The organism is Enterobacter cloacae complex sp. P43RS, assembly GCF_014930585.1.
Taxonomy (GTDB): domain Bacteria; phylum Pseudomonadota; class Gammaproteobacteria; order Enterobacterales; family Enterobacteriaceae; genus Enterobacter; species Enterobacter bugandensis.
The window spans coordinates 276,386-302,697 of sequence record NZ_JADBRJ010000004.1; the positions used below are offsets into that span (position 1 = coordinate 276,386).

Consider the following 26,312-nt stretch of genomic DNA (forward strand, 5'->3'; position numbering starts at 1 on the left):
CAGGAACACACTATGGCAACGTTTAAGGCAAAAGACGGCACGCAGATTTACTACAAAGACTGCGGCGCGGGCAAACCGGTTCTCTTCAGCCACGGCTGGCCGCTGGACGGCGACATGTGGGACAGCCAGCTGAACTACCTGGCCGAACGCGGCTTCCGCGCCATCGCCTTTGACCGTCGCGGCTTTGGCCGCTCGGATCAGCCGTGGAACGGCTACGACTACGATACCTTTGCGTCCGACATTAACGACCTGATCACCATCCTGGACCTGCAAGACGTGACGCTGGTGGGCTTCTCCATGGGCGGCGGCGACGTGACCCGCTACATCAACAACTACGGCAGCGCGCGCGTGGCCGGTCTGGCGCTGCTGGGCGCGGTCACGCCGATCTTCGGTAAATCCGACTCCTTCCCGCAGGGCGTGGATCAGAGCGTGTTCGACGGCATTCGCGACGGACTGCGTAAAGATCGCGCCCAGTTCATCAGCGACTTCGCGACGCCGTTCTACGGCACCAACGCCGGGCAGACCGTGTCCGCCGGTGCCCTGACCCAGACGCTGAACATCGCCCTGCTGGCGTCCCTGAAGGGCACCATCGACTGCGTGACCGCGTTCGGCGAAACCGACTTCCGCCCGGATATGGCGAAAATCGACGTGCCAACGCTGGTGATCCACGGCAGCAATGACCAGATCGTACCGTTTGAAACCACCGGCAAGCTGGCGGCGGAGATGATCAAAAACGCCACGCTGAAGGTGTACGACAACGCCCCGCACGGCTTCGCGCTGACCCACCAGGATCAGCTCAACGAAGATCTGCTGGCGTTTGTGAAGTCGCTGTAAGTCTGAGGGCTGACGCCAACGGCGACAGCCCCCTTTTCACCTCAACCCACCTGAACAAGCAGTGACACCATTCAGATTAATCCTATAAAATACTGACCTTTACCGCCTTTACCCGACTTCCGGAGTTTGTGATGGTTCAGGATCGCACCGCGTTAGCCCCCTTCTTTAATGAGCATATCAATAACAACAGCCGATACAGCCCTAAATGGGGGCCAGCCTATCACCAGATGGTCAAACGCGTAGCGACAGAGCGACCCGAGTTTCGTGATCAAAGCCTTATCAAGGCACTTTGGTATGAACGCTCCAACGGCGTCGCCAGCATTAAACAGGGTGGAATGTCGCAGAACGAATACAATGCGGCCCAGATTCACCTGCGGGAAATCACAACCCTGATGGCACAGGGCTGCACCCCGGCCGTATATGAAAAGGTGGTCAACAAGCTACAGGCGCTTAAGGCCAAATCCATTCTCAAGAAACAGTACTGGGCGTTGTGTCACCGGGCTTTTGCCACGCTCTACCCTGAGCGGGTTTCGAACGTGGTAAATACCAAAATGTTTTCCCGCATTTATAACTACTGTAATAACCGCTTCGGGCTTGGGCTCGCCGGGAAAGGGACGTGGTTTGAAAAAAACCTGGAGCTGAAGGCGGCTCTGAACCGCGAGCTGGGCGGCCATGTAGACCCTGTCGAACTCAATATGTCGCTGTGGCATCTCTACACGCATTTCATCAAAGATAAGAGCGATATCGGCCTGGTAGGTAGCGAGTCCTGGGCCGAAGACGACGATCAGGATACGGATGAGAACGTGGCGGATGTTCCACTGAACGTCATTCTCTATGGCCCTCCGGGGACGGGTAAAACCTATTCCACCGTTGAGCATGCCGTCCGGGCCTGTGAACCCGCTGAGTATTCCCGCCTGCTGGATGGCCTTCAGGGCAGTGATTACCGGAACGCACTTAAAGCGCTTTATGACCGGCTGGTCTCCGAACAGCGCATCCGCTTTGTCACTTTCCACCAAAGCTTTGGTTATGAAGAGTTTATTGAAGGGTTACGCGCCGATACCACCCGTGACGGTAACGTTCGCTATGACATTAAATCCGGCGTCTTTAAGCAAATCTGTGAGGATGCGGCGTTTGGTTACGCAGGTGAACAGCTGGCGCTGAACGAGGCGCTATCAAAGTTTCAAAAAGAACTGCTGAATGGCGAAGCCGCCACGCTCAAAACGACATCAGGTAAACCGTTCGGCGTCACCTATAAAAGTGAAACGAACTTCGGCATCTTCCCTTTAAACAGCAAAAAAGGGGATCTGGGGAATGGATACAACGCCTACGTGAAAGACATCAAAGCCTGGTATCAGAACAACGGGATTGATATCCACAACGAGTCGTATGTCCGGGGTATCCTCAACTATCTTCATGATAATTATAATCTTCCCGTCACACCGAAAAAAAATGCACCGGCAAAACGCCAGAACTACGTGCTGATTGTTGACGAGATTAACCGTGGCAATATCTCCAAAATTTTCGGAGAGCTCATCACCTTAATTGAGAAATCCAAGCGCATGGGTGAACCCGAGGCCCTGAGCGTGACGCTACCCTATTCGGGCGAAAAATTCAGCGTGCCAAACAACCTGTTCCTGGTCGGCACCATGAATACCGCGGACCGTTCCCTGACCGCTCTGGACACCGCCCTGCGCCGCCGCTTCGAGTTTAAGGCCATGCTGCCGAAAGCCTCCATTCTGGAAGGCCACGTCATCAAAGGTATCGATCTCAAACGGCTACTGCAGATGCTCAATGAACGCATTGAGGCGCTGTACGATAGCGAGCACACGCTTGGGCACGCTTTTTTCATACCGGTAATTGAGACGGAGGACGATGACGTTGCTTTCGCCCGTCTGCAGCGGGTGATGAAAAATAAAGTACTGCCGCTGCTGGAGGAGTACTTTTACAACGACTGGCAGAAAATTCGTCTGGTCCTTGGAGATAACCAGAAGCAGGATCCCGCCCTGTGCTTCATCCGTTCGATCAAAAACGAGGGAAATATTCAGCGGCTGTTTGGAACGGATGCATCGGACGATCTGCAGGAAGAGGGAGAGCGCTATCACCTTGCAGGCGAAGACGATCCTGTCTGGAATAATGCCATCGCCTGGCGTCAGATTTACGATGCAGGTGCGCGAGGCGCGGAGAACGACGAATGACCGGGCGGCGGCAGTGGTCCACCTTTGAATACGGTTATTTGGTCAGTAAAGAGGACAGCGGCCGGGTTAAGGACGCATTGGAGCTTCCTCCGGCCTGTTTTGCGTGGCTGGAGCAATGCTGCCTGAACGACGATGCGGAATACGACGCGCGCCTGCTGACGCTGAAAACGGTCGGGCGCGTGAAGGTGCTGCAGGTGAAAAACTATGTCGGCGTCATTGCGCTGCCGGGAGGAGCGTTCATCGAGGTGTTGCCAAAGACCGGCCATGATAACGCCCGCGAACAGCTGATGATGATGCTGCGCACGCTGAAAACCTTCCGGCACATCGCCACAACCTCCGCCAGTATCAAAACCTCGCGCATGCCGCTGATGGATATCTTTATTCATCAATTTATCCAGAGCGTCCAGGCGGTCCTGCTGCAGGGTCTTAAGCGTGACTACCTTCGCCAGCAGGAGAATCTACCGTGGATGAAGGGAAAACTGCGGGTTTCAGCACAACTGTCGACAAATAGCGTTCGCCGGGATCGCTTTCAGGTGGAGTATGACGAGTACAGTGTTGACCGACCGGAGAACCGCATTCTCAAAACGGCCATCGATACGGTTTCGCGCCTGACCCGCAACCCTCAGCTCATCCAGCAGCTTCGCCCCTTGCAGTCGGCCTTCGAAGGTATTCCTCCCGTTGTTGATACCGCTCACGCGTTCGATCTGGTTCGCCTCGACAGGCATATGCATCACTATGAACAGGCGCTGGAGTGGGCCAAATTGATCCTACACGGGGAGTCACCACTTTGTATGCAGGGTCATGCTGATGCCATATCGCTGCTCTTTCCAATGGAAGCGGTATTTGAATCCTTTGTTGCGGCGTGGATGAGGCATCATCATCATCAACGTTACCAAATTGATACCCAAGCAAAAACACACACTCTGGCTCGCTATCACACCAGGTATATGTTTAGACTCAAGCCGGATATCTGGCTTCGCCCGTATGACACGTCGAAACATTCTTCAATTATTTGCGATACGAAATGGAAAAAGATTAAGCCTCATAAACCTGGCTTTAACATTTCGCAAAGCGATCTTTACCAGATGCTGGCCTACGGAACGAAATATCTCGATAGCCGCGGCGATATGATCCTGATCTACCCGCAGCATGACGGTTTTAGCGATGCGCTTCCCCATCCCTTCGAACTTCATAAGCCGGACAGCCATGCGCTACGTTTATGGATCGTCCCTTTTACCATCGGAACCAGTATTCAGAGCTCGATACTCCACCTCCCCGAGTCCCTGAAGCTGCGGAATTAGAAGCAGACGCCTGCAAAGCAGGCGTCTGAAGCGATTAATTGACCGATACCGGGCGGGTCAACGCCTCATCCACGATGCCATTCTGCTCGCTCCCCCGCCTGCGTTCTGCCAGCAGCCGACACACTTCCGCATGCTTCTCCTCGGTAAAGGTAAAGCGCGACATAAAGCCCATGCGGATCAGCGACCCAATCGCCGGCAGCAGGCAAATCCCAAAGAACAGCCCCGACAGCACGCCTTCGCTCTGGATTTGCGCCTGCGGCACGTAGCCAATCATCGTCAGAAACACGCCAATAAGCCCGCCGCCCACCGCCACCGACATCTTGCCGGTAAAGGTCTGCCCGGAGAAGGTGATCGCCGCGCAGCGCTTGTTAGTGTGGTACTCCGCGTACTCGATGGTGTCGGCAATCATCGACGAGGTAAGGATGTTGGTCATCATAACGAACAGCGTGCTCAGGCCGAGCAGAATGAACAGCATTGTCACCTGCTGATAGCCGACAAACCACATCACCACGCGCACCGCCACGTCCAGCCCGCAGAGGATCATAAATAGCTTCCGCTTCTGCATCCGGCGCGTCAGCATCGGGGCGACCAGGCACAGCACCGCCGCCACAATGCCCATCACGCCAATCGCCATCTGCAGGCTGCCGTCGCCCAGGTTGTTGATAAAGAAGTAGATATACAGCCCGCCCGCTACGTTGTGGAACACGCAGAAAAAGAACGACAGCAGGACGATAAACAGCGGCTTGTTCTGGCGCAGGTTGTGGAAGGTGTCGCGAATGGTCACCTTTTCCGGGCTCGGCGGAACACGCTCTTTGATCTGCATAAAGCCGTTGAGCATCAGCGGCAGGCCCACCAGCATCATCACCAGCGCCGCCATAAAGTAGCCTTTATCGTTGCTGTACTGGGCGAAGAACGCCGCCAGCTTCGGGAAGAAGATATTGGCGCAGGCAATCCCGGCGTTCACCCCGAGCATCGCCGCCGTCACCGCGCGGGTGCGCTGACCGGAGTCGTTGGTCATCACCGACGACATCGACCAGAACGGGATATCGGAGATGGCGTACAGCGTCCCCCACAGGATATACGTCACCCCGGCGTAGAGGATTTTGGTGGTCATGTCCGCTTCGATTTTATAGAACGACAGCAGCGTGACGCCGGTAATCAGCAAAGGTGCGATCAGCAAAAAGTGGCGAAACTTGCCGAACCGGCTGTTAATGGTGTCCATTATGCTGGCAAACAGCGGATCGTGAACCGCGTCCCACGCGCGGGCAATCAGGAAGATGGTGCTCGCCGCCAGCGCCGAGATCCCCAGCACGTCGGTGTAAAAATAGTTAATAAACGAACCCACTAAACCAAAGCTAAAACACTGACCTAAACCATAGCCAAAATAAGACCACAACTCGCGAGACGGTATTTTCATTGTCGTTGCCATAGTGCGTACCTGGTTGCCCGGCGACAGGGCGCCGGGTCGTTATTATTAGCCCTGCGGATTCGGGGCGATTTTGCGCAGCTTCTGCATCAGCGCAATTTCAGCGCGTGAGAACGGAATGCCGTTCTCCTCAAACACGTCGTGGAACCAGAGGCGACAGTAGTCCGTGGACTCTTTCATCACCACCGGCCACGGCAGCCACGTCTGGGTTTTGCCGCGCACCAGCCCCCACTGGTACGGCGCGACCTTCGCCATGTACATCAGCGGAAGCTGCTCTTCAATCGTGCTGCCCACGTGGCGCGCCAGCCATTCGGTGCAGAACAGCGGGCGACCGAGCTTTTGCAGCTGCTGAATCATCGCCGTCATGCGCCCCGTGTGGGTGTAGGCGTGGAAGCTCACCACGTCCGAGAGCGCCAGCGCGGTCTGGTCCAGCGGGTGCTGGAAGAACGTCTCGCCCTCCTCTTCCGGCGGGACGCGCCAGGCGCAGACGGTGAGCGGCTGGGTCGGGTCTTCTTCACGCACCCACTGGAACGCCAGCTTCATCAGCGCGTGGGCGCAGGTCTCCAGCTTCGCGTCGTACTGCACCTCCTGCGTGCCCGTCGCGAAAATGCCGCGGTTGCCCGGCTCGTTATAGAGATCCCACAGTAGCACGCGCTTATCGTCGCGGAACTGGCGAACAACGTCGCGGATATAGCGTTCAATATCTGCCCAGCAGTCGGGATCGCACACCTTATCGCGACCGGGGCTCGCCGCCGCCTGGCTGTTGTGCTTGCCCGGCACGGGCGGCTTTTGCGGGCCGAGGTACGGCTCGTCACCGGAGAAGCCGCAGTCGTCCATCAGGGTCAGCATGGTGCTGAACCCGTGGTCGTCGGCAATCGTCAAAAAGCGGTCGATGCGCGCCATCAGCCCGTCGCGGTCATGCTCCCAGACGATAAACGGCAGGTTGATGCGCAGGGTGTTATAGCCCGCCTCCGCCGCCCAGCCCAGCTCGCGGTCAATGGTTGCGGCATCGAAGGTCTCTGCCTGCCAGATATCGGTCCAGTTCACCGCCGTCGACGGCAAATAGTTAAACCCGCACAGCCAGCCTTTCTGCTCATACCACGCCTGTGCCTGCTCCCTGCTCCACTGCTCTTTCATTACGCATCCTCTTACTGATAATGTTTAGCTAATAAATATTAGCTGCGGGATAAATGCGCAAATCACGGCGTTTAGAAAAGCGATGCCCCTCACAAAGTTCACGCTTCGATGAATGAGAAACGTGATCGACGGCGCTAAAGCGTGCGGTTAGGGTATGATGCGAAGTCGCGAAAGGGAGAGGACGGATGAAGCGAAAAACAAAAGTGACGATGAACGATATTGCGCGGGCGGCAGGGGTGTCGCAGGCAACGGTATCGCTGGTGCTTAACCAGTCCCGCAACATCAAGCTCAGCGACGACACCCGCCAGCGGGTGATTAGCGTCGCCACCGAGCTCGGTTACGACCGCCTCCCCGCCGTTCACGCCCCACGCAACCAGGAAGAGATCGCCCTGCTGGTCAGCTCGCTGCAGAGCTTTGACCCGTTTATCGACGCCATCAGCCAGGCGCGGGAAGCGGCGTGGCGCAACGAGACCCTGCTCACCGTATACGACTACGGCGACGACGTGGAGCTGGCGCTGAACATTATCCGCCAGCTGGAGAAGCGCAACTGCATCGGGATTATTCTCGCCTCTCCGGTCACCACGCTGGTGGACATGACGGCGTTTCACGACTGCACCCGCATCCCGCTGGTGCTACTCAACCAGCGAGACCCCGGCTCGCCGCTGCTGCCGTCGTTTATCCCGGACGACTACGCCAACGCTTTCCAGGTGACTAAACACCTCATCGCCTGCGGGGCCACGCGCATCGCCCACATCACCGGCGAGAGCTGGATGGAGGCCTCCCGCCAGCGTCTGGCGGGCTACCGGGCGGCGCTACAGCAGGCCGGACTCGCGTGCGACGACGGCCTGGTGCGCCAGACCAACTGGCAGTTCAGCGAGTCCTTTACCGCCACCACCTCTTTGCTGGAACTGACCGAACGCCCGGACGCCATCTTCTGCGCCAGCGACTGGCTGGCGATTGGCTGCTATCAGGCGCTGGCGGTGAATGGCGTGCGCATCCCGCAGGACATGCTGCTGGCGGGCTACGACGACCAGAAGATTTCCGAGCAGCTCACCCCGCCGCTGACCAGTATCCAGCTGCCCTACAGCGAACTGGGACGGCTGGCGGTGGAGTACCTGTGCAATCAGGAAGATGCCGCCACGCACGTGACGCTGGCGGGCAGGCTGAAGGTACGCGCCTCAAGCCTCGTCTGAGGTAAACACCATGCCCGCATAGGGCTTCTCGCGACACGCCGCCAGCCGCGCTGCGAGGCTGCCCACGTGCAGCTCCAGCTTGTGCCCGTCCGGATCGAGAAAGTAAAACGACGCCCCCTCGCTTTTGTTCTGCTTCCAGACGGTGACGCCCGCCTGCTCAAGCCTTTGCGAGAACGGTTCAAAATCCGCTTCCGCCACGGTAAACGCGTAGTGGGTATAGTCGCTCTCCTGCGGCGGCACGTACCGGCGCGCCTCGTCGTACGACAGGCAGACCCACAGATCGCCGCAGGTGAGATAGGCCCCGGTATTCCAGCGGGCGTGCAGCGTCAGCCCCAGCAGCTCGTGCCAGAAGCTGATGCTTTTTTCCAAGTCGCTGACCGCGAGGGTCAGGTGGTTGAGTGATTGCAGCATGACGTGCCCTTTTGTTTTTCGCGCCGGACGTGGTACGGTAAAGAGATGAACATAAACCACGTCGTCCTCACCGTAAACCGCTGGTGGCTGCCTTCTTAAAGGCGGCACGGAGTAGTTTTCCCCATTTTCAGATAGCCGCCGAAAGGCGGCTTTCACACATCTAAGACCCCTTTCGGCATTACAACGTTAAGGAGTCTTTATGAACGCACCCACCATCCTCACCGGCGACCGCCCAACCGGCCCACTGCACCTCGGCCACTTCGTCGGATCGCTGCGCCAGCGCGTGGCGCTCCAGCACACGCACAACCAGTTTGTGCTGATTGCCGACCTTCAGGGGCTGACCGACAACGGCAGCAACCCGCAAAAAATTCGCGACAACATCCCCGAAGTGCTGGCCGACTACCTCGCCGCCGGCATCGACCCGAACCTGACCACGATCTGCCTCCAGTCCGCCCTGCCCGCCCTCGCCGAGCTGACGATGCTGTATATGAACATCGTCACCGTCGCCCGCGTGGAGCGTAACCCGACGGTGAAAAACGAGATTGTGCAGAAGGGCTTCGCCCGCTCGCTGCCGGTCGGGTTTATGGCCTACCCCATCAGCCAGGCGGCGGACATCACCGCGTTCAAGGCCGAGTGCGTGCCGGTCGGCGACGACCAGCTGCCTATGATTGAGCAGACCAACGAGATTGTGCACAAGATGAATAGCCTGCTGCCCGCCCCGGTGCTGCGCCACTGCAAGGCGATGCTGAGCGACACCAGCCGCCTGCCCGGCATCGACGGCAGCGCCAAGATGTCGAAATCGCTGGGCAACACGCTGCATCTTTCGGCCAGTGAAGAGACCATTCACCGTGCGGTCAGCGCGATGTACACCGACCCGAACCACCTGAAGGTGAGCGACCCGGGGCAGATTGAGGGGAACGTGGTGTTTACGTACCTCGACGCGTTTCATCCGGACAAGGAGAAAGTGGCGGCGATGAAGGCGCACTATCAGGCCGGCGGGCTGGGTGACCGGGTATGTAAGAACGAGCTGGAGGCGTGTTTGCAGGAGCTGATTGCACCGATGCGGGAGCGGCGGGCGATGTATATGCGGGATAAGGGGGAGCTAATGGCGATGCTGAAGCACGGGACCGAACGGGCGCAGGGGGTGACGCAGGCGACGTTGAGGGAGGTGAAGGTTGGGTTGGGGGTGCCGGTGTTTTGATTAGGTGAGTTGATTGAGGTTGGGCTGTGGAGTGCGTGGGATTGGCATGAAGCCGCTAACTCGTTTATTACGAAAATAAGCAAGGCGCAATAAATGCTTAAATGCATTATTAGCCAATTTCGTTTGTCATTCTTTAGAGAAAGCTATATTCATGGTTTCTTTATATTTTTAATGCGTGGCGAAAAGTGATATGAGCAAGTTTATTATTTCCATGCTGAATACGTTACTTTGTGTGTTTGTGATTGCACTGTGCATCATATGCGTGGGCATCACTGATAACTGGAAAGACTGCACTATAGCAATAATCATCACTTTAGGATGCGCACATTTCATGGCCATTTTACTGAATCGTGTAATGCCTCATAAGTTATCTATCTTAGAAGGAATACTGGAATTATTGGGAGGACCACTATTAGTTATAGGAGCAATTGTGTGCTTTGATGTATTCGAACCCTGGCCGTTAAAAATCATTGGGATGTTTGCGTGGATTATTTTGATTTTCTTTGTACCATCAATAATCAGTCCCAGGCGTTAACTCGGTCTATTAATAAGTGTCTACGTCATTTTTTCACCCACGGAATCCAACATAATGTACCCCCACTCTTTCGCAGGTCATTGAGGTTGTACGTCAGTCCTCGGGACATCATCGCAAGCGCATTGATGAGAACACCCTAATCGAAGCCGACCTCGATATATGCGGCATGGATGGCGATGCCCTGATAGAAGACTGCGAGGAAGCGTTTGGCGTTACGCTTGTCACTGAAGAAGATGGCTATGAGAAAACTTTTTCCCTCGCTGAAAACGAGTTTCTTTTTAGCACCGAGGGCATAGATTACTTTGGTATCTGCCGCTTGATTCGCAGGTTGCGAGGCATTCAGGAACCGGTGATACGCGATTTAACCGTTGGCGAGCTTCATGCTGTGCTGGTTAAGGCAGTTAAAGAACAGGTAGATCATGATTGAGTTATTTTTAGCATAGTGCGGGCATGTGCTCATATGCCCGCACTCGTTAGTCTTAAGTTTAAACGGCCTTCCCACTCCCACGCTTAATCACCGGAACATCACCTGTATCATTCAGCGCTCCTGGAAAGGTCTTCAACCACTGCGCCACTTTCTTTTTATTTATATTCACCACGCTCATACCCTCCAGGCATCCCCATAATTCTCTTGTATGCTGCGGCGTAATCACAATGCAGTCTTTCATGGCGCGGATTTTCACCGGCATACCGTTGATAAAGCCAGCACGGGTTAGCCAGTCGCCGCCCAGGAGAAGATATTTCATGTCTATGCGCGCATACAGTTCGCAGCAGGCGGCACTGTCCTGCGGCGTTTCCGCGCGGGGATGGACGGGGGCCGCGTTAGGCGGGTTGCCGTGAAGACGGCGGGCGGTGTTTTTGCGTACCAGCTCGCGGTTTTCAATCATGCCGGTGAAAGCGTCTGATTCTGTTTTGCAAACAGTAAACTCTGGCTTAAAATTCGTCGCAGCCATTTTCAACTCCTGATTAGTTGGTTGTGGTTAGCGGTATGGGGGTGTTGCAGCACCTTCATATCGCGAATTCCTCGTTAAATATTTTTCAATATTTCCTTTGCCGTTCGGCGTAATTTCTGGTGCTCATTATACAGGGCTGAATATAAATACAGCGGTTTTGGGTGGGGTAAATTTGAAATTTGCGAGGGGGATTCAGGAAAAGGGTTGGTCAGAGAAATTACGCAGCGAGGACTATCAGAATATAAGGTGAGCGCCCGCATGGACCTCTGAGCAACCATTCGCCTATCTGCGGGCTGGCAATGAGTCATTTTATTATCAAATTCGGTGACCGACTGAGCGATCACCTTTAATACGATGGCAGTTAAACAGAATTACGGACAGGCTCCTTTGAGAGGATAAGCTTCAATAGAAAGGAGGCACTCAATGCCTCCTTTCTATTTGTTACGCTCTTACGTTCCAATCGTCCGTATACTGGACATTACCATCAACATAACGCCAGGTGATTTTGTCATACATCAGGGAAACAGATTCCATGTGGTTGATCTGCGAGTTTCCTGCCATTTTAGCGTTTGGCATCCCTGGGTTAATGCCCGTCACTTTCACACCCTCAATGGTCATGACGAAGTAGCACTCTTCTTGTCCTGCATGGTTAATGCGATACCAGCGAATCTCCGCACTTTTCAACGTTTGACCCGTGGCAACGGCTTTGTATAGGTACGGGCTGGAGCTATCAAACTCCTTTTCAATCATCATCGGAGAATGTGAACGCTTGCCAGTAATCTTCCCGTTGGCACTGTCTACTGGAATGTTCAGACCATGACTAAAGCCAACAATCTCTATACTCCCCTCACGATCCTGAACGTCTACGGCTCCTTTAATGTCTGCGCCGCCATCGTCCTTAAGCCACATGTAAGCCGGAATAGGCATTTTACAAACTCCTTTTAGTTGTGATTTTCTTCGTGATGAACCAGTAGCAAACAATCGTTAAGAGCAACTGAAAGCCCACAATCGCCGCCATTGTGAAATTTGAATACGTTTGATCCGGGAATAAAGACTGATAAGGCAGCAAGCGAAATAACGCCCAAAACAGGAAGGTAAACCCGAAGATTTTAGCTAACCGTCGCAATGTGGAACTGAACCACTCTCTGGGGATACCTGCTGGACTAACTTTGTGTGTCGCGCCACTGTACGCCGTGGTAATGGCGCTCATGACAGGTACGCTTATTAACGTATTGATTAATATGCTAAAATAGGCGTCTAACGATTCCCAAACTTCTGAATCAGGTTCACCCAAAATGAAGCGGGTAAACTTGTCGGCGCTTTGGAAATCGAAAAGCCCCGTAATAGAATTAACTAATCCATCATACGGAACCATTTCAGCAACGATCAGCACAACAACAGCGAACAGCACTATCTTGATGAATAAACTAAGGGCATGTTTTGCCATTGGAGATCACCTCAATCGTGCCGTATGCCTGTAGATTCCTCATGCAAGGAACATCTATTCTTTGGCTTCTCAACAGAGCATTACGCAACATGGCAAAATCAGAATCATGTGGGAGAGTGATACAACCTTCTGATAGTACGCCTGGATGCAAACGGAAATTGCCACGCTGAACGCTCTCAATCCATGTGTAATCGTCGATCCCCAAATCATCACGCCATAATGCGAACCATTCAGAATGTTTGAATGTTGCACCATTGGCGAAGTGATTATAAATGTCTCTTCCCACTGTGTTTAGCTGTGACTTGAGTCCACCTTGAGGGCGGTCAACAATCCAGTATTTACCCGCTGGTACAGGCCCCTCTTTGGGGATCATTCCACATGCCCCACGGTTACGGTAGGTACCATTACCAGAGAATGCTAAAAACGTGCCTATACCAGGAAACGATAACGGGGAGTAGTACGCATCATTAATTACGAACTTTCCATGTAGAGCCATAGATAACCCTTTTATCTATAATGATTTGTTGGCTTATCGTACTCCTGCGCAATCGGACATAAGAAGGTTTTCTTCCGAGAGACCTCTGATTTTCAGATAATAGCCCGTTGGTGGTAAGACAACGTGTAAGGCCGTTGCGGTAACATCAGAGGTGTATCAGGAAGCGAAGTTTATCAAGTTGACCTGTACCCTAAGGGGCGAGACCGAACCGCTGGCAGAGTGACCTGCTCCATGATGTTAGTAATGTCTTCATAAGCCACATGAGGATATCCCTATGAAGAGGTGTTTTTCCGACTGGCGTAATTACTGCTGCCATATTATACACAGCTGAATATAAATACAGCGGTTTTGCGATGGGTAAATTTGGGAAATACGAGGGAGATTCAGGAAATAGGGTTTGGTGTGATACTGGAAATCGCAGGTTTGAAAATCATTTCTATGTGCCTCATCTAGAAATCTATTCTTTCGCTAAATTGCCTTTAACGACAAATCCGTCGCATCCAGCCCTTCTTCTCAGTTCCCACAAAAATTCATCAAACCTATAGATTAACGATTTACATCACCCTGATTTTGTTATGTGATCCTGTTACAGGCTTTAGTAACGCCCTGCCCAGCCAACCGTAACAGGACTTCATCAATGGAATTTTATCAGGCCGATCCGACGCTTGAGAACTACTGGCGTGGTGTGATCCTCTTTGGAAGGAACGTCGCATCTTACAAATTTGCGCTGGCATCAGCGTTGTATGAAGTGGATAAGACGGGCAGCGATTTGATTACGCTCGACCAGCTTGCCGTGCCGTTCAGCCGCTATCTTTGCGAGCACCTGAAGCATGCGCCAAAACAGATCACCTCCCGCAGCAGCCAATTTCTGGAAACCTGTCTGAAGTTCAACAGAGGTGAAATCCCCCACGCTCAGCTCATTGAAGCGACGGTGCGCCTTGGCTTTAACAACGTGATTGATGCCTTTCACTACGTGAACCAGGGCGAGATCGATAAACGTTTTTTCCTTGATGAGCGCAAAACCAACAACGGGATCCGCCTGACGGATAACTTCTATTTACTGGGCGAACGCCTGCAGTATAAAAACCTCGCCTTTGAAACTAATGCCCGCTGGAACCTGGTAGAACAGGCCTGGTCGATGGGGATTTCACGTAACCTTGTGGGCGTGGAGTTCGACGAAGATAATCAGCTGTTGTTCACGAGGGTAAACGCGCGTCGCGTAGACATCACCAGCTGTCGCGATAGCCTGAATGGTTACCAGAAAGGACGGTGTTTTTACTGCTTCAAGCCCATCAGTCTGGTACCGGGAGACGCAGAACTGGCGGACGTCGACCACTTTATTCCCTGGGCTGCCCGCCATGAAGTGAGCAATATTAACGGCGTATGGAACTTAGTGCTGGCCTGTCGGTGCTGTAACCGTGGCGTCGAAGGCAAGTCGGCACGCATTCCCGAGCTCAGGCTCCTGCAGCGGTTGCACACCCGTAATGAGTATTTTATTCAGAGCAAACTGCCGTTACATGAGACGATTGTTCTACAGACGGGGCAACGTCCTGAAGCACGGAAAAGCTTTCTTCAGCGCAACTGGCAGGCTGCGCTGGACAAACTTATCCATACCTGGAAACCCAACGCGGAAGGCGAGGCAACGTTTTAATGACACTTCACTACTACCAGAACCACGCACAGGATTTCTTCGATGGCACGGTCAATGTTGATATGACCCCGCTTTACGAGGCCTTTACACAACATCTTCCTCACGGCGCCCGGGTTCTGGATGCGGGCTGCGGTTCTGGTCGGGACGCAAAAGCCTTTCATGAGATGGGTTATCAGGTGGATGCTTTTGATGCCTCTTCCGCAATGGTGGAACTGGCAAGGCAACATACCGGGTTACCCGTGAAGCTGATGACGTTTTCAGAGATCGACGGTAAAGCGCAGTACGATGGGATCTGGTGCTGTGCCTCTTTGCTGCATGTCCCCTCTTCTGAGTTGCCTGAAGTGATGCAGAAGCTTGCGGATGCGCTTAAGCCTGGCGGCGTCTGGTATGTGTCCTTTAAGTATGGGAACGGTGAACGCGTGCAGGGTGAAAGACGGTTTACGGATCTGGATGAAGAGGGATTGCGGGCGTTGGTGAAGGCGGTTCCGGGGATGGAGATAGCTTCGCTGTGGGCGACTCAGGATAACCGCCCAGACAGGGATGAGACATGGCTGAATGGGTTATTACGAAAAAACGCAGCTTGAGCGTCAGGCGGTGCTAATCGATACGGAGTAAGTTAACTCAGTCATTCATCACCTTGGTCAGCTCAACTTCATCCATAGCGGTATTGAAGTACAGATAGAAAATGTCCCCTTTTACCTGATCGGGTTTTGACCAGATTTCCGTTTCGCCCAAGCGACGTTTTATATTGACTGATATGCTAAAAAAGGAAGTGATAAAAGAAAAAATACTAAAATGTGGTCATCTATAATTGACCACATTTTTAAACGTATCTTACTCAGCATCTAAGCTTCGATCGATCAAATAATCATCCGCACCAATTTTTATAAGCTGAGTACGGACTGCACGACTAAATGGAGCATCAGCTCGAGTTTTCATTCTTAATTGTTCAATTTGACGTTCTATAGATCTCATTGGAGCATCATCGCCAAATTTCTCTAATTCTAGAGCAGACTGCTGAATGATTTCAAATAACTCTTTTGCATCCTTCATAACCTCGAACCGAGCCTCTCTCATCTTCTCCAAGTTAAGGCCATAAAAGATTGCGGATGACCTAACTCTTAACGCTGGTATTCCAACACAAAGCTGGCTTGGCTTAAACCTACCATTATCATCATAGTCTATATAAATCAGGTCAGTTTTGAGGACAGGGTCCAATAAAACGACCATTTCATTCTCAATACATCGATTATCCCATGAAGCTTTAGGGCTTCCTTGCAGTAATGGAAACCAACTACCTTTGCCGTGAGTTTCCCCTTTATCGTCAGTATTCAGTCGATTACAGTTTTGTGCAGAAAGCCGGAAGTTGTCCCAATCAAATGCAAGCCACGAATATCCGTCAGCATCGACGGTCTCTTCGGTTCTTCTTGCTTCAGCTTTAGGTCTGAAATGATCAACATCAAAATTTGCACCTGCATCCTTCGCCTCTGAATACCAACACTTTCCATAAGACATTTTTGCCAGATATTTTGAAAACCCTCTCCAAATATATGACTTTTTCTTAATGAATTCTTTTCTTTTTTCAGGTGATAATTTCTCAAGATCGCTTTGTGCTCGCAGGGCAACATCCAAAACCTTCTTGGGAATAAGAGCTGCATCACGTCTAATGAAAATCATGATTCATCCTTCTTAGTTAGGATTACCTCAATTACTTTTTTCATCGCTAAGCGACGTTGAGCCGCCTTATCTGGTGTTAACAGAGGTTTGTCCGAATACCGTAAATCCTGCCAAGCCAAAAGAAAATCACTATATAGAGGGTCTCTATTTTCAAACGAAAAGCCTAATCTATTCAAATGGTCATTAATTAGGTCAAGTTGATTGTTCTCATCCTCTGAACGATTTTCTATGTGGGCAAGTTCGTTTCTCTGATCCAGTAAGCTTTGTGTTTCTAGGTCTAATGTAGTGTTGAGACCGAAAATCTCAGTAAGCGTTGCCATAAAACCGGCACCACGGGGATCAATATAGGGCTCTTGTGAGTGGACTTTATAATCATCATCACGCCACATAACCTGTACTTGTTGTTTTTTTAGCTCTGCGATTGCAAGTGGATGATGCGTTACCATTAGCAAATGACTAGTTTCATGATTAGGTACGAACTCACGCAAAAACTTAAGGTATTTCACAGCCCAAGAAGGATTGAGGTGGGTATCGGGTTCATCCAGTAGGAATAATGAATCCTTACCACCAGTAAATTTGAGTAAGCCCAATACGGTAAGTAATTGTTGTTCGCCTTCACTTAATTCACGAAAGGTGAGTGGCTCTTCACTGCTGGATACCTTAACCCGAATGCTGACTTCAGAAATAATTTCAGACAACAGTGTGCTCTCAAGCATTTTAAACAGTTCATCAGCGCTGAGGTCCTTGGCGAAATCGCGTAAAGCATATTGGTCAGGTAAGAAAAGATGGAAAAATTCATTACGAATATTGCTTCCAGTTAAGGAAGTGTCTTCCTGTCGGGTAATTTTCACCGGTGATAATGTGTATTTAATCAGCTCATCTAAAAAACGGCGCACCACGCCACGAGCCCCCCAAAATAATTCCCCCTTTTCCTTAGCCCAACCGGGCTGGCGCATCACAAAGTGAATGCTATCCAAACCGTCGATACCTAAATGCTCACGTAAAAATGCTTTTTCTTTGCTGTCTTGGTCTGATAAGAAAAAAGCCAGCAATACAAATTGACTATGATGAGGTTTGGCGTAGAAAAGTGGGCGAATATCCCCCTTCAGATCTAGTTCATTTTTTAACAAGCTTCGATAAAAATCTGTTCTATGTTTTCTAAAATATCTTTCCAGCCTATCACTAGGCCCAGAATAATAAGCGAACACATATTTAGGAAGATAAGGCGCAGTCCCTTCTTTATCACGTTTAACCTTAGAAAAAGGTATCGTTATCCCTTGTGGTTTATCAGCGAACATATCCGCAGGTGTTTCACCACTTAATAAGTCTCGAACACAAACTTCATATTGCTTCGCCAGAGTGCCACGAGTTGGGTCGGCATCGATGATTACCTCCAACCACCGGTCACTGGGTTGGTCTATACTGTGCGGCTCACCCAGTCTATAAACCAACTCATAAGAAAACGGTGGTGCCTCCCCTAAATCTAGATTGCGAAATATGGAAACCAAGGCTTCTAAAACATTGGATTTTCCCGAGCCATTACGGCCAACAATTACCGTCATTAGATGGTCTTGATCAAAGTCCACCGTCACGTTCTCGAGATTTTTAAAACGCGAGCGAATGTGCAGTTTATCGACTTTCATAAGCCTACCTTAGAATTTGACGTTATTCATTAGAGCCCACCTCTGCCAAGGAAAACCAATCCTGACCATCTTCACTACGCTCCAGTTTCACAATAGACTTTTCGACTATAAGCGCTTGACGAATATCGAGAAAGAACTTTTCTAGATCGTCTGTATTGCTATCGCCAGGATAGCCTACAGCAACTAACAATTGTTGGCCACTAAGGGGTTCACCTGCTTGTGTCAAGGCTTCGACCACTTTGATGATTTGTTTGCTCATGCGTTTACCTGTCTTTTTTTTTATGGCGGAGCGCTTTGGTTTAGGAAGTCTTTTTATAGCTTCCCGCTCGTCCTTAATTTTTTTCAGCAAAGCAGCCGCGCTATTTTCACCGGTAATAAGCTCAGGATTTTCTGCTCGCCATTGCGAAGACAATTCACCACGAAATGCTTTTGCCAATATTGACTGAGTAAGATTGTTGACGCGCGTCAAAGCATTATTGACCAGTTTTTCAATGGTATCAACATAGACAAAGAGCTGTTCGACACGACGAACGATTTCTTGTTGTTCAGAGAGTGGAGGAAAGGGAATAGCTAAGCTACGTATATCATCGAGTCCAAGACCAGCCTTAGTTGCTCCTTTTTTAAAGAATTGAATTTGCTTCACACCTATATTTTGCGATGCAATACATAAAGCAAAATATTCTGAGTCAATATTTTTGGTTGGCCTTACCAAGGCAAGATGTTGATTTATGTAAGCTTCACCTAGGTCTTTATCTATTCTCGCAACTCGCCCAACATCAGCAGTAAGAGATATGATTAGATCATCAACTTTTACATGTGAACGCTTACCTTCTACACTGCCTGGCAGGTTAACAAATTGCAAATCATCCAGATCCAATTTAGTTGTATTATAGCGTACATTACTCATCCGAAGAAAAAGAGCCCCCTCAGTAGAGTAATAATCCGCCCAACCTCTTGAACCACTAGTGATATATTCGATCAAATGAGCAGAGGGGATTATCTGCCATGAACTAGGTATTTCAGGAACTGATGATTTTGCTTGTTCAAAGAGTCCATTATTAGGCTTATACTTACTTACTGAAATATTATTTATATCTATATTGCAATGTTTATTCCGCCACGCTTCTGTTAAATGACCACTCACAGCTGCAGCCATCAGGGCCTGACGAAAACGTTTAAGGATTTGTGGGATTTGCTCAAGACGTGCTTTGGTGCTGTCTACCTGCGCCAGCAGCGTATCAAGTTTTTCGGCGATTATTATTTGTTCAACAAGTGGAGGTATTGGTACTATAAGAGTAGATAATTTTTGGGCATTCACATTTTGGACGGCATTTCCTGCCGACATTGAGGAAAGCTGATTCCAATAGTTTCCAGACTCTAAAAAACGCTTAAGGTAGAGCTCTGAAAAAAAATCAGATGGTTTAAAACGAATAAGATAGGAAGCGAACACTGCATTACTTGGTGGATTCTTCAATAAGGAACTAAAACCTATTGACCCAGCCCGAGATATAACAATATCCCTATCATGTAATTGATATTTTGATACATCATCAGGGATATCTAAACAATACGGTACATTAGACCAATTGACAGTCCCCTTTGTAATATCGGTAGTTCTTAAATATTTTATTTCCCCTGAAGCACTGGACTTAGTTGTATACCCATATTGCGGCTTACTACATATTTCAGAAAGCTGGCTTTCAACCCACCCCTCCGGCAATTTCCCTGCACTCATTCCTTCACCTCTCCAAATGCTTCGTTCAGCAACTGGCGCTGAGCATCCGCCACATCGTCCGCCCCCAGTTCACGCATCAACGCATCCAGCTCACCCAACGCCTGTACCAGCTCGCTCATAGCTTCTGCCGCTAATACATCCGGCTCCGGCAGATTGTCGGCGTCGATGCTGTCTTTGTCCTTCAGCCATGAGATATCCAGCGAATCAGACTTGGCAGTACGGATCCACTCGCGGCTGAATTTACGCCAGCGGCTGGTGGCCTGGTGCTGATCGATATTTTTGTTCTCTTCATTATCAGCAACTTCAGCCTCTTCGGCGTTAAAGCTCCACTCGCCTTCAGGGCGCGGGCTAAGGCCGTGTGGATCCACGCCGTAGACAGTTTCAAAGGGCTGCAAATGCTGCTCGGTGAATGGTGTGCGCTTGCCAAAGCTTGGCATATTGGTACGCAGGTCATATACCCAGACATCGTCAGTGCAGTTCTTATCCTGGTTAGGATTTGCCACCGTGCCTTTAGTAAAGAACAGCACATTGGTTTTTACACCCTGGGCATAAAAGATGCCGGTCGGCAGACGCAGAATGGTATGTAGATGACACTTGTCCATCAGGTCGCGACGGATATCAGTTCCCTTCCCACCTTCGAACAACACATTATCAGGTACAACTACTGCGGCACGACCACCAGGCCGCAGCGTCTCGATAATGTGCTGCATAAAGCACAGCTGTTTGTTGCTGGTTGGGTGAACAAAGGTACGGGTAATGTTAGTACCTGCGGCACTGCCGAACGGTGGGTTGGTCATCACCACATGAGCCTGCGGCAGGTTTTCACCGTCGCTACCCAGCGTGTTACCAAGGCGGATGGCACCACCGTGATCAAGGTTGCCTTCAATATCGTGTAACAGGCAGTTCATCAATGCCAGACGACGGGTACCTGGTACCAATTCTAGGCCGATAAAAGCGCGATGGATCTGGAAATCCTGAGTGTCACCGTCAAGATCATCCAGATCGTTAGTTTGTGATTTTATGTAGCGGTCGGCTTCAATCAAAAAACCTGCCGTACCCGCCGCCGGATCCTGGACAATTTCACGCGGCTGTGGCTTCAGCAGATGAACGATAGTTTTAATCAATGGACGTGGGGTGAAATACTGGCCTGCGCCGGATTTGGTTTCGTTGGCATTTTTCTGCAACAGCCCTTCGTACATATCGCCGAAGTCATCGCGAGATTTACCATCACTTCCGTTGTACCAGTCGAGCGAGTCCATGTTGCTGACCAGCTCAGTCAACTGTTTTGGCTGAGTGATGGTGGTATTAACGTTCTGGAAAACCGCTTGCACGAGCTTCTGTTCATCCGTCCCCAAATGCACCAACAGGTTACGGTAGAACTGTAATTGCTCTTGCCCGATACGCGATTTCAAGTCATCCCAGCGGTAGCCTTCCGGCAGGTAGTCCGCTTCCTGGCCGGTCTCTTTACACATTTTCAAAAACAGCAGCGAGGCGAGTTCATTGACGTAGTTTTGATAGGAGACGCCGCCGTCGCGCAGGTTGTCGCACAGTTTCCACAGCTTGGCGACCAGATCGTTATTGTTCATCGAAGATCCCATGTAAAACAGCGGCCCTTATCGGGGCCGCAGAAGAAGAAATTGCCGGGGATGATAACGCGTCAGGCGAGCTCATCCCAGATGTAATCGCTGAACTTATCCAGCACGCTGTCGAGGTTGCCGTCAAAGGTGCGCTGTAACATTGGCTTACCACCGCGACGGTGGAAATTGCCGGTTTTGAAAACGTCGTCGTCGAGCACCACTTTCTCTTTTAGCGCCTGCGCTAAACGGTCGAGCCAGCTTATCTGCTCATCGCTCCAGTCGTTTTCGCCTTTGATGCGCGCCAGCGCGTGATCAACACGCTCGTCGAACGGTTTGAGCGCATCGCCCACTGCCGCACGACGGATATGGCCGATCAGCCGGGCGGCGATATCCTGATTGCGCGTTGCTTTCCACGCGCCACGCAGGGACGACTCTTCAAAATGCTGGCGGTCAAACCACTCCTGCAATTCCACCAGCCCTTTACGGGTGAGGTCGCGCGGGCGATTGATCACCGCCTGAAGCGCGGGCTGGCCGTTCGGGGCATGCTGTACCAGCGCATCGAACGCTTCGAGGAAATCCTGCGGCGTGTCGTAGTCACCGTACAGCGATTTGACGGTCACCACCTCATCGTCAATATCGAGGAAGATAGGCGCGTCGCGCAGGGCGTTGATATCGGTTTTCAGCCTTTCCAGCCGGGCGATAAAGCCGGGGAGCTTATTGAAAATCTCTGCGCTCCAGTGCGGCCCTTTTTCCCGCAAGCGAGAAGCCAGACCGCCGAAGTTGACGCCTGCGGCATCCATGCACAGTTCATCCAGACGGCGGATCTGCTTATCCACCGCTTCGCTGCGATCGCGATTATAAGTGGCGAGGCCGATGATTCTCTGCAACTTGGCGACCAGCTGTTCATGGCTGTGCTCGGCAAAACTGCGGCCATCCGCTTCAATGGTTTTGTAGGTTTCTGAGTCGGTAATTTCATTGACCAGCGTTTGCAGTTCCACCTGTGGACGCACAACCACAGGGCGCATGGTATCGACGCTTTCCAGCGAGCTGTAGATATCAACGCAGTCGAAAATCCTAAAGCTGGTTTTCCCCACCGACGGGCACAGACGCGTGGCACGGCCCTTCATCTGCTCGTAGAGAATGCGGCTTTTAACTTTACGCAGGAACACAATATTACAGATAGACGGGATATCCACGCCGGTGGTCAACAGATCAACGGTGACCACAATATTGGGCAACCGCTCTTTGTTGAAACGGACGATCATGCTTTGCACTTTCTTCGCGTCTTTATCGGCATCACCGGTGATCTTGATAATGGCGTCGTGTTCAAGCTGCGGATAATTTTTCTTAAACGCGGTGCGCAGCTCGTCAACCACCATGTCGGCATGGGCGTTGGTGACGCAGAACACCAGCGTTTTTTGCTGGCCGGTGGGATCCAGGTATTTGGTGAGCTCACCGCATACCGCACGGTTAAACCCCGGGATCACCAGACTGCGGTTAAAGTCGGCGACCTCAAAATCCTGATCGTCGGCCAACGTGTCGTTGATCAGCTCGCCCTGTGGGTTCAGGCGTTCCACCTGTTCGCCTTCGGAAAGATAGACCCCATCCTGCGCGTTGCGGGTGACGATCTGAATAGGCGGATCCTGGTCGATCAGGTAACCGTCGATCACCGCCGTACGGTAGGTGTAGCGGTAAACCGGTTCACCGAAAATATCTACCGTGTGAAGGGCTGGCGTGGCGGTCAGGGCAATTTTTACCGCATCGAAGTGGTCGAGAATGCGACGGTAGGCGGAAACATAATCCAGCTGGCTGCGGAACTGCAGCTCGCCTTCGGTTTGCTCTTTATCGAGAATGTAGCCGCGGTGGGCTTCATCGACGACGATACAGTCGTAGCGGCCGACCGGCATCGGTTCATCAGATTGCAGCGTACGCTTGACCAGTGACTGCACCGTGGCAACGTGAATTTTGGTGCTGTCTTCCGGGAATTTATCGGTCAAGCCTTTGATATCAAAAATACTGTTAAAGGTGTCGCCGTTAATTCGTGTGTCTTCGAACGACCCCAGCGCCTGCTCGCCAAGCGAGCAACGGTCGACCAGAAACAGGACGCGTTTGAAACGCTGCGACTGGATCAGACGGAACATCAGGGCGATGGCGGTACGGGTTTTACCAGTACCGGTCGCCATCGCCAACAGGATCTCTTGTTGGCCGTTAACAATGGCCTTCTCTACCGCGCGAACGGCATCCTGCTGGTAATAACGCAGGCCCAGTTCGCTCATTCCGGGGTTATCTGCAAACCACTGATTCTGTTTTTGCGGGTCGCTGCCCAGCATATCCAGCAGCTCTTCCGGGCGATGCCATTCCGGCAGCGCTTTCGACATATTGGTGGTGTGGCGGACGTCGCGATACCAGATACCGCTTTTGGTCTTCATTGCCGCGCGGTATTCACGCCCGTTGGTGGAGTAGCAAAAGGGGATTTTAAAACGCTGTGTGCCGCTGGTATCTTGCCAGCTGATTTCGTAAACCGGTAGGGTTTCGTGTATATCGTCGGGGGTAAATTGCTCCAGAAGCGTATCGCGCAAAAATGCATTATCGAAATATTTACTGTATCGATAAGCCTCATTCAGCTTGCCGGGAACATCAATATTTTTACGTTTTGCTTCGACAACGGCGATGGGCTTGAGGCCAACGAACAGAACATAATCCGCAAATCCTTGCTTACCCGTTTCATCTATACCCGTAGGCCATTCGGCAATCGCTTTATTGATACCCGGTTCCGGGCGAGCACCTTTGGCAAAGCGCAGCATTTTACTATCCGCCTGCCAACCCGCTTTACGTAACTGAGCGTCAATCAGGAAGCGACTCTCCTCTTCACTGAGATTCAGTGTACGCTTGACGGCCTGGTCGGTGATTTCTTTATGGTAGGCTTTTCTTTCCTGTTCCGTGAGCTTAGCAAGCTTCGCATTTTTCTCAGCTAACTGCGCTTCCAGAGCTGAGAAACGAGCCAATGTCTGTGCTTCAGTTTCCTGCTGCTTACCTTCAAGAATGGCAATATAGCCGTTCAGAGCAATCAGTTTCTGCTGCTGTGCTTCGAGTTCAGCCTGACTGAGTGCTTTCTCACGTGACTGCTCTTCTAGCTTTTGTTTTAACGTCAGTACTTCCTGACGGTAAAGATTTTCTCCACGCTCCGGTAAAACAAAAACAGGCACAGGGAAGTCATAATCTTTCGTAACCAAACGGTAGTACCAGACCCCCAGCCGAAAGCCCAGCCTTAAGCACATCTGAGCATCATCAAGATCGTTATGGTATTCGTGGACAGCCTGGTTACCAATACGACGTAATTTATGAAAAACGGAAAGAATGCTGTCGTCAACGAAGGCAATTTTGCCAAGCTCACGCAAGAGTTCGTGCTGATTTTCACAGGGAGGAATATCCAGCAGCAGGCCAAGATGTTTTGCTGTCGCTTCGCCAAACATCCGCATTTTTACCAGCGCCGTATTGGGATCATCCGGGTAGTTATTTTCCGCCGCGCATGCGATGGCATAGGTGAAATCGTTCACGCCCTTCAGGAACTCAAAATTGGATTTATTCATCATTGTTATGCAGGCCTGCGCATACATTTTAGGAACATAACTTTTACTTTAACTATCTGAAGATTCCGGAGCAATGACTAAAGTCACAGCAAGTTAATCATTGATGAAGAAATTTTGATGCTCGTTACAGCAGATGAGTGATATTTAAACCATGCGGGACATGCATACATTCCTTTTCCAGGTAAAGCGGAAAGCATCAGGCTAAGACAAATATCCTTTCAAAATCACCGGAAGGCTTATGCACAAATATGTCAATTATCGAATGAGGATATTCTGTTCTATACTCGCAAGAAATTTGATATTGGCTGAAACAGATTGTCTTCCGTTGAAAGGAAAACTTTATGTAGATTTCAGACACAAAAAAAGCCGCCCTTAAGCGACTTTGATTTGCATCTTTTGGTGCCGAAGGCCGGACTCGAACCGGCACGTATTTCTACGGTTGATTTTGAATCAACTGCGTCTACCGATTTCGCCACTTCGGCACTGAAGGGGATGCGGAAACGTTGTGGATTATACCTGTCGCGCGCCGCCATGCAAGCGACGACGCGCGAAACCCGCGCTAAGTGCCCAAAAAACCAGCGCCCCTTCACTCCAGCTCAGACACCGCCAGCCGAATCACCCCTGCCGCCTTCTGCTCCGGCAGCGCCAGCACCTTCGCCCACATCGCCTGCACCATATCGCAGGAGAGCTTCTCTTTGCCCGCCGCCTTTTCCGGCATCTGCAGCAGCTGGATGTCCTCGCCGTACTTATCGGCAAGTTCCTTCATAATCGGCCGCACATCCTCGACGGCAGCCTCGCGCTCGGCCTGCGTCACGGTGTGGCGGTTTTTGCCGTAGGCCGCGCGCATCATGTCGGCGTCAGCCTGCATGCGCCGCGCCATCAGGTCTTTATCCAGCATGCGCATCGGATTGATGCCGCCCTTCACCATCGGGTAGAGGAAGCGGAAGCAGGCGTCGTCGCTCACCTTCTGGATGGCGGCGGTCTGCTCCATGTTGATGGTCATGTAGTTCACCACGTTGGCGTCCGGGGCGTTTTGCAGGCGCGTCATCTGCAAATGCAGGATCTGCGGCTGGATGGTGTCGATAATGTGCTGCTCCGGCTCGCCGGCCTTTTGCAGGGCGGCCATCTGGTCAAGGATGCGCTGATGCAGCACAGGCTCCTGCTCCTTGATCACCTGCCAGGCGGGCATCGCGTTGAGGGCGGTATCAATTTGCGCTTCCGGAGCGCGCTGCCTGTCGAAGAAGACCCAGAACGCCACGGCGGCAGCCGCGACAACAACTATGACCGTACTGATCCACGTTTTTTTCATC

Annotated in this window: 22 protein-coding genes and 1 tRNA gene; 9 read left to right on the forward strand and 14 right to left on the reverse strand. The window is 51.5% G+C overall.

Annotation, left to right across the window (positions count from 1 at the left end; all coding sequences use genetic code 11):
- The first annotated feature begins 12 nt into the window (after window positions 1-12).
- The 3 genes from IM294_RS10580 to IM294_RS10590 all read left to right on the forward strand — a co-directional run bounded on the left by IM294_RS10580 (window position 13) and on the right by IM294_RS10590 (window position 4,330).
- Window positions 13-834, forward strand: coding sequence for an alpha/beta fold hydrolase (locus IM294_RS10580; protein WP_126817928.1), 822 nt, complete (start codon window positions 13-15; stop codon window positions 832-834).
- 131 nt (window positions 835-965) lie between these two features.
- A complete protein-coding gene (locus IM294_RS10585; protein ID WP_126817929.1) occupies window positions 966-3,029 on the forward strand; it encodes an McrB family protein in 2,064 nt (687 codons plus the stop codon).
- Window positions 3,026-4,330, forward strand: a complete 1,305-nt coding sequence (locus IM294_RS10590) for an McrC family protein (protein ID WP_126817930.1) — start codon at window positions 3,026-3,028, stop codon at window positions 4,328-4,330. Before IM294_RS10585 ends, IM294_RS10590 begins: the two co-directional genes overlap by 4 nt.
- Before the next feature lie 34 nt (window positions 4,331-4,364).
- Here the strand turns inward: IM294_RS10590 and IM294_RS10595 are convergent, their stop codons facing one another.
- Together IM294_RS10595 and IM294_RS10600 are read right to left on the reverse strand one after the other, a co-directional pair.
- Window positions 4,365-5,759 carry an MFS transporter gene (locus IM294_RS10595; RefSeq protein WP_126817931.1) on the reverse strand — a complete coding sequence of 465 codons (1,395 nt, stop codon included), beginning with the start codon at window positions 5,757-5,759 and terminating at the stop codon, window positions 4,365-4,367.
- A 45-nt stretch (window positions 5,760-5,804) separates the two neighbouring features.
- Window positions 5,805-6,893, reverse strand: a complete 1,089-nt coding sequence (locus IM294_RS10600) for a cellulase family glycosylhydrolase (RefSeq protein WP_126817932.1) — start codon at window positions 6,891-6,893, stop codon at window positions 5,805-5,807.
- Window positions 6,894-7,078: 185 nt separating this feature from the next.
- Between IM294_RS10600 and IM294_RS10605 the strand changes: the two genes are divergently transcribed.
- The gene (locus tag IM294_RS10605) at window positions 7,079-8,086 is read left to right on the forward strand and encodes a LacI family DNA-binding transcriptional regulator (protein ID WP_126817933.1); all 1,008 of its coding nucleotides are present in this window, start codon (window positions 7,079-7,081) and stop codon (window positions 8,084-8,086) included.
- On the opposite strand, the gene fosA is transcribed toward IM294_RS10605, so the two are convergent.
- On the reverse strand, window positions 8,072-8,497 hold the full coding sequence (gene fosA / locus IM294_RS10610) for a FosA/FosA2 family fosfomycin resistance glutathione transferase (RefSeq protein ID WP_063154879.1): 426 nt from the start codon (window positions 8,495-8,497) through the stop codon (window positions 8,072-8,074). The genes IM294_RS10605 and fosA overlap by 15 nt on opposite strands.
- Before the next feature lie 199 nt (window positions 8,498-8,696).
- On the opposite strand from fosA, the gene trpS reads away from it, so the two are divergent.
- The 3 genes from trpS to IM294_RS10625 all read left to right on the forward strand — a co-directional run bounded on the left by trpS (window position 8,697) and on the right by IM294_RS10625 (window position 10,660).
- Window positions 8,697-9,698, forward strand: a complete 1,002-nt coding sequence (gene trpS / locus IM294_RS10615; RefSeq protein WP_126817934.1) for a tryptophan--tRNA ligase — start codon at window positions 8,697-8,699, stop codon at window positions 9,696-9,698.
- Window positions 9,699-9,888: 190 nt separating this feature from the next.
- Entirely contained in the window at window positions 9,889-10,233 is a 345-nt protein-coding gene (locus tag IM294_RS10620) for a hypothetical protein (protein WP_126817935.1), read from the forward strand.
- A 166-nt stretch (window positions 10,234-10,399) separates the two neighbouring features.
- Window positions 10,400-10,660, forward strand: a complete 261-nt coding sequence (locus IM294_RS10625) for a hypothetical protein (RefSeq protein ID WP_227015584.1) — start codon at window positions 10,400-10,402, stop codon at window positions 10,658-10,660.
- A gap of 58 nt (window positions 10,661-10,718) precedes the next feature.
- Here the strand turns inward: IM294_RS10625 and IM294_RS10630 are convergent, their stop codons facing one another.
- From IM294_RS10630 to IM294_RS10645, 4 genes are all read right to left on the reverse strand, one after another.
- Complete coding sequence (locus tag IM294_RS10630) at window positions 10,719-11,186, reverse strand: SymE family type I addiction module toxin (protein ID WP_126817937.1); 468 nt, start codon at window positions 11,184-11,186, stop codon at window positions 10,719-10,721.
- A gap of 441 nt (window positions 11,187-11,627) precedes the next feature.
- Window positions 11,628-12,113, reverse strand: coding sequence for an Hcp family type VI secretion system effector (locus IM294_RS10635; protein WP_008501360.1), 486 nt, complete (start codon window positions 12,111-12,113; stop codon window positions 11,628-11,630).
- Between the two features lies 1 nt (window position 12,114).
- Window positions 12,115-12,633 (reverse strand): hypothetical protein, encoded by a 519-nt coding sequence (locus IM294_RS10640; protein ID WP_126817938.1) that lies wholly within the window; start codon window positions 12,631-12,633, stop codon window positions 12,115-12,117.
- Window positions 12,614-13,129 (reverse strand): DUF2778 domain-containing protein, encoded by a 516-nt coding sequence (locus IM294_RS10645; RefSeq protein ID WP_126817939.1) that lies wholly within the window; start codon window positions 13,127-13,129, stop codon window positions 12,614-12,616. The genes IM294_RS10640 and IM294_RS10645 overlap by 20 nt, the downstream gene beginning before the upstream one ends.
- A 637-nt stretch (window positions 13,130-13,766) precedes the next feature.
- Here IM294_RS10645 and IM294_RS10650 point away from each other — a divergent pair.
- Window positions 13,767-14,780, forward strand: a complete 1,014-nt coding sequence (locus IM294_RS10650) for an HNH endonuclease domain-containing protein (RefSeq protein ID WP_126817940.1) — start codon at window positions 13,767-13,769, stop codon at window positions 14,778-14,780.
- Window positions 14,780-15,364 carry a bifunctional 2-polyprenyl-6-hydroxyphenol methylase/3-demethylubiquinol 3-O-methyltransferase UbiG gene (locus IM294_RS10655; protein WP_126817941.1) on the forward strand — a complete coding sequence of 195 codons (585 nt, stop codon included), beginning with the start codon at window positions 14,780-14,782 and terminating at the stop codon, window positions 15,362-15,364. Before IM294_RS10650 ends, IM294_RS10655 begins: the two co-directional genes overlap by 1 nt.
- Window positions 15,365-15,614: 250 nt before the next feature.
- Here the strand turns inward: IM294_RS10655 and IM294_RS10660 are convergent, their stop codons facing one another.
- The 7 genes from IM294_RS10660 to IM294_RS10690 form a co-directional block, all read right to left on the reverse strand.
- Window positions 15,615-16,457, reverse strand: a complete 843-nt coding sequence (locus IM294_RS10660; protein ID WP_126817942.1) for an HNH endonuclease — start codon at window positions 16,455-16,457, stop codon at window positions 15,615-15,617.
- Entirely contained in the window at window positions 16,454-18,100 is a 1,647-nt protein-coding gene (locus tag IM294_RS10665; protein WP_126817943.1) for an AAA family ATPase, read from the reverse strand. The genes IM294_RS10660 and IM294_RS10665 overlap by 4 nt, the downstream gene beginning before the upstream one ends.
- A gap of 22 nt (window positions 18,101-18,122) precedes the next feature.
- Complete coding sequence (locus IM294_RS10670) at window positions 18,123-19,835, reverse strand: restriction endonuclease subunit S (protein ID WP_126817944.1); 1,713 nt, start codon at window positions 19,833-19,835, stop codon at window positions 18,123-18,125.
- Entirely contained in the window at window positions 19,832-21,421 is a 1,590-nt protein-coding gene (locus IM294_RS10675; RefSeq protein WP_126817945.1) for an N-6 DNA methylase, read from the reverse strand. The genes IM294_RS10670 and IM294_RS10675 overlap by 4 nt, the downstream gene beginning before the upstream one ends.
- A 71-nt stretch (window positions 21,422-21,492) precedes the next feature.
- Complete coding sequence (gene hsdR, locus IM294_RS10680; RefSeq protein WP_185860345.1) at window positions 21,493-25,005, reverse strand: type I restriction-modification system endonuclease; 3,513 nt, start codon at window positions 25,003-25,005, stop codon at window positions 21,493-21,495.
- A 394-nt stretch (window positions 25,006-25,399) separates the two neighbouring features.
- Window positions 25,400-25,484 (reverse strand) — tRNA-Leu (locus IM294_RS10685).
- Window positions 25,485-25,588: 104 nt separating this feature from the next.
- A complete protein-coding gene (locus IM294_RS10690) occupies window positions 25,589-26,311 on the reverse strand; it encodes a hypothetical protein (protein WP_063438187.1) in 723 nt (240 codons plus the stop codon).
- Window position 26,312: the final 1 nt, after the last annotated feature.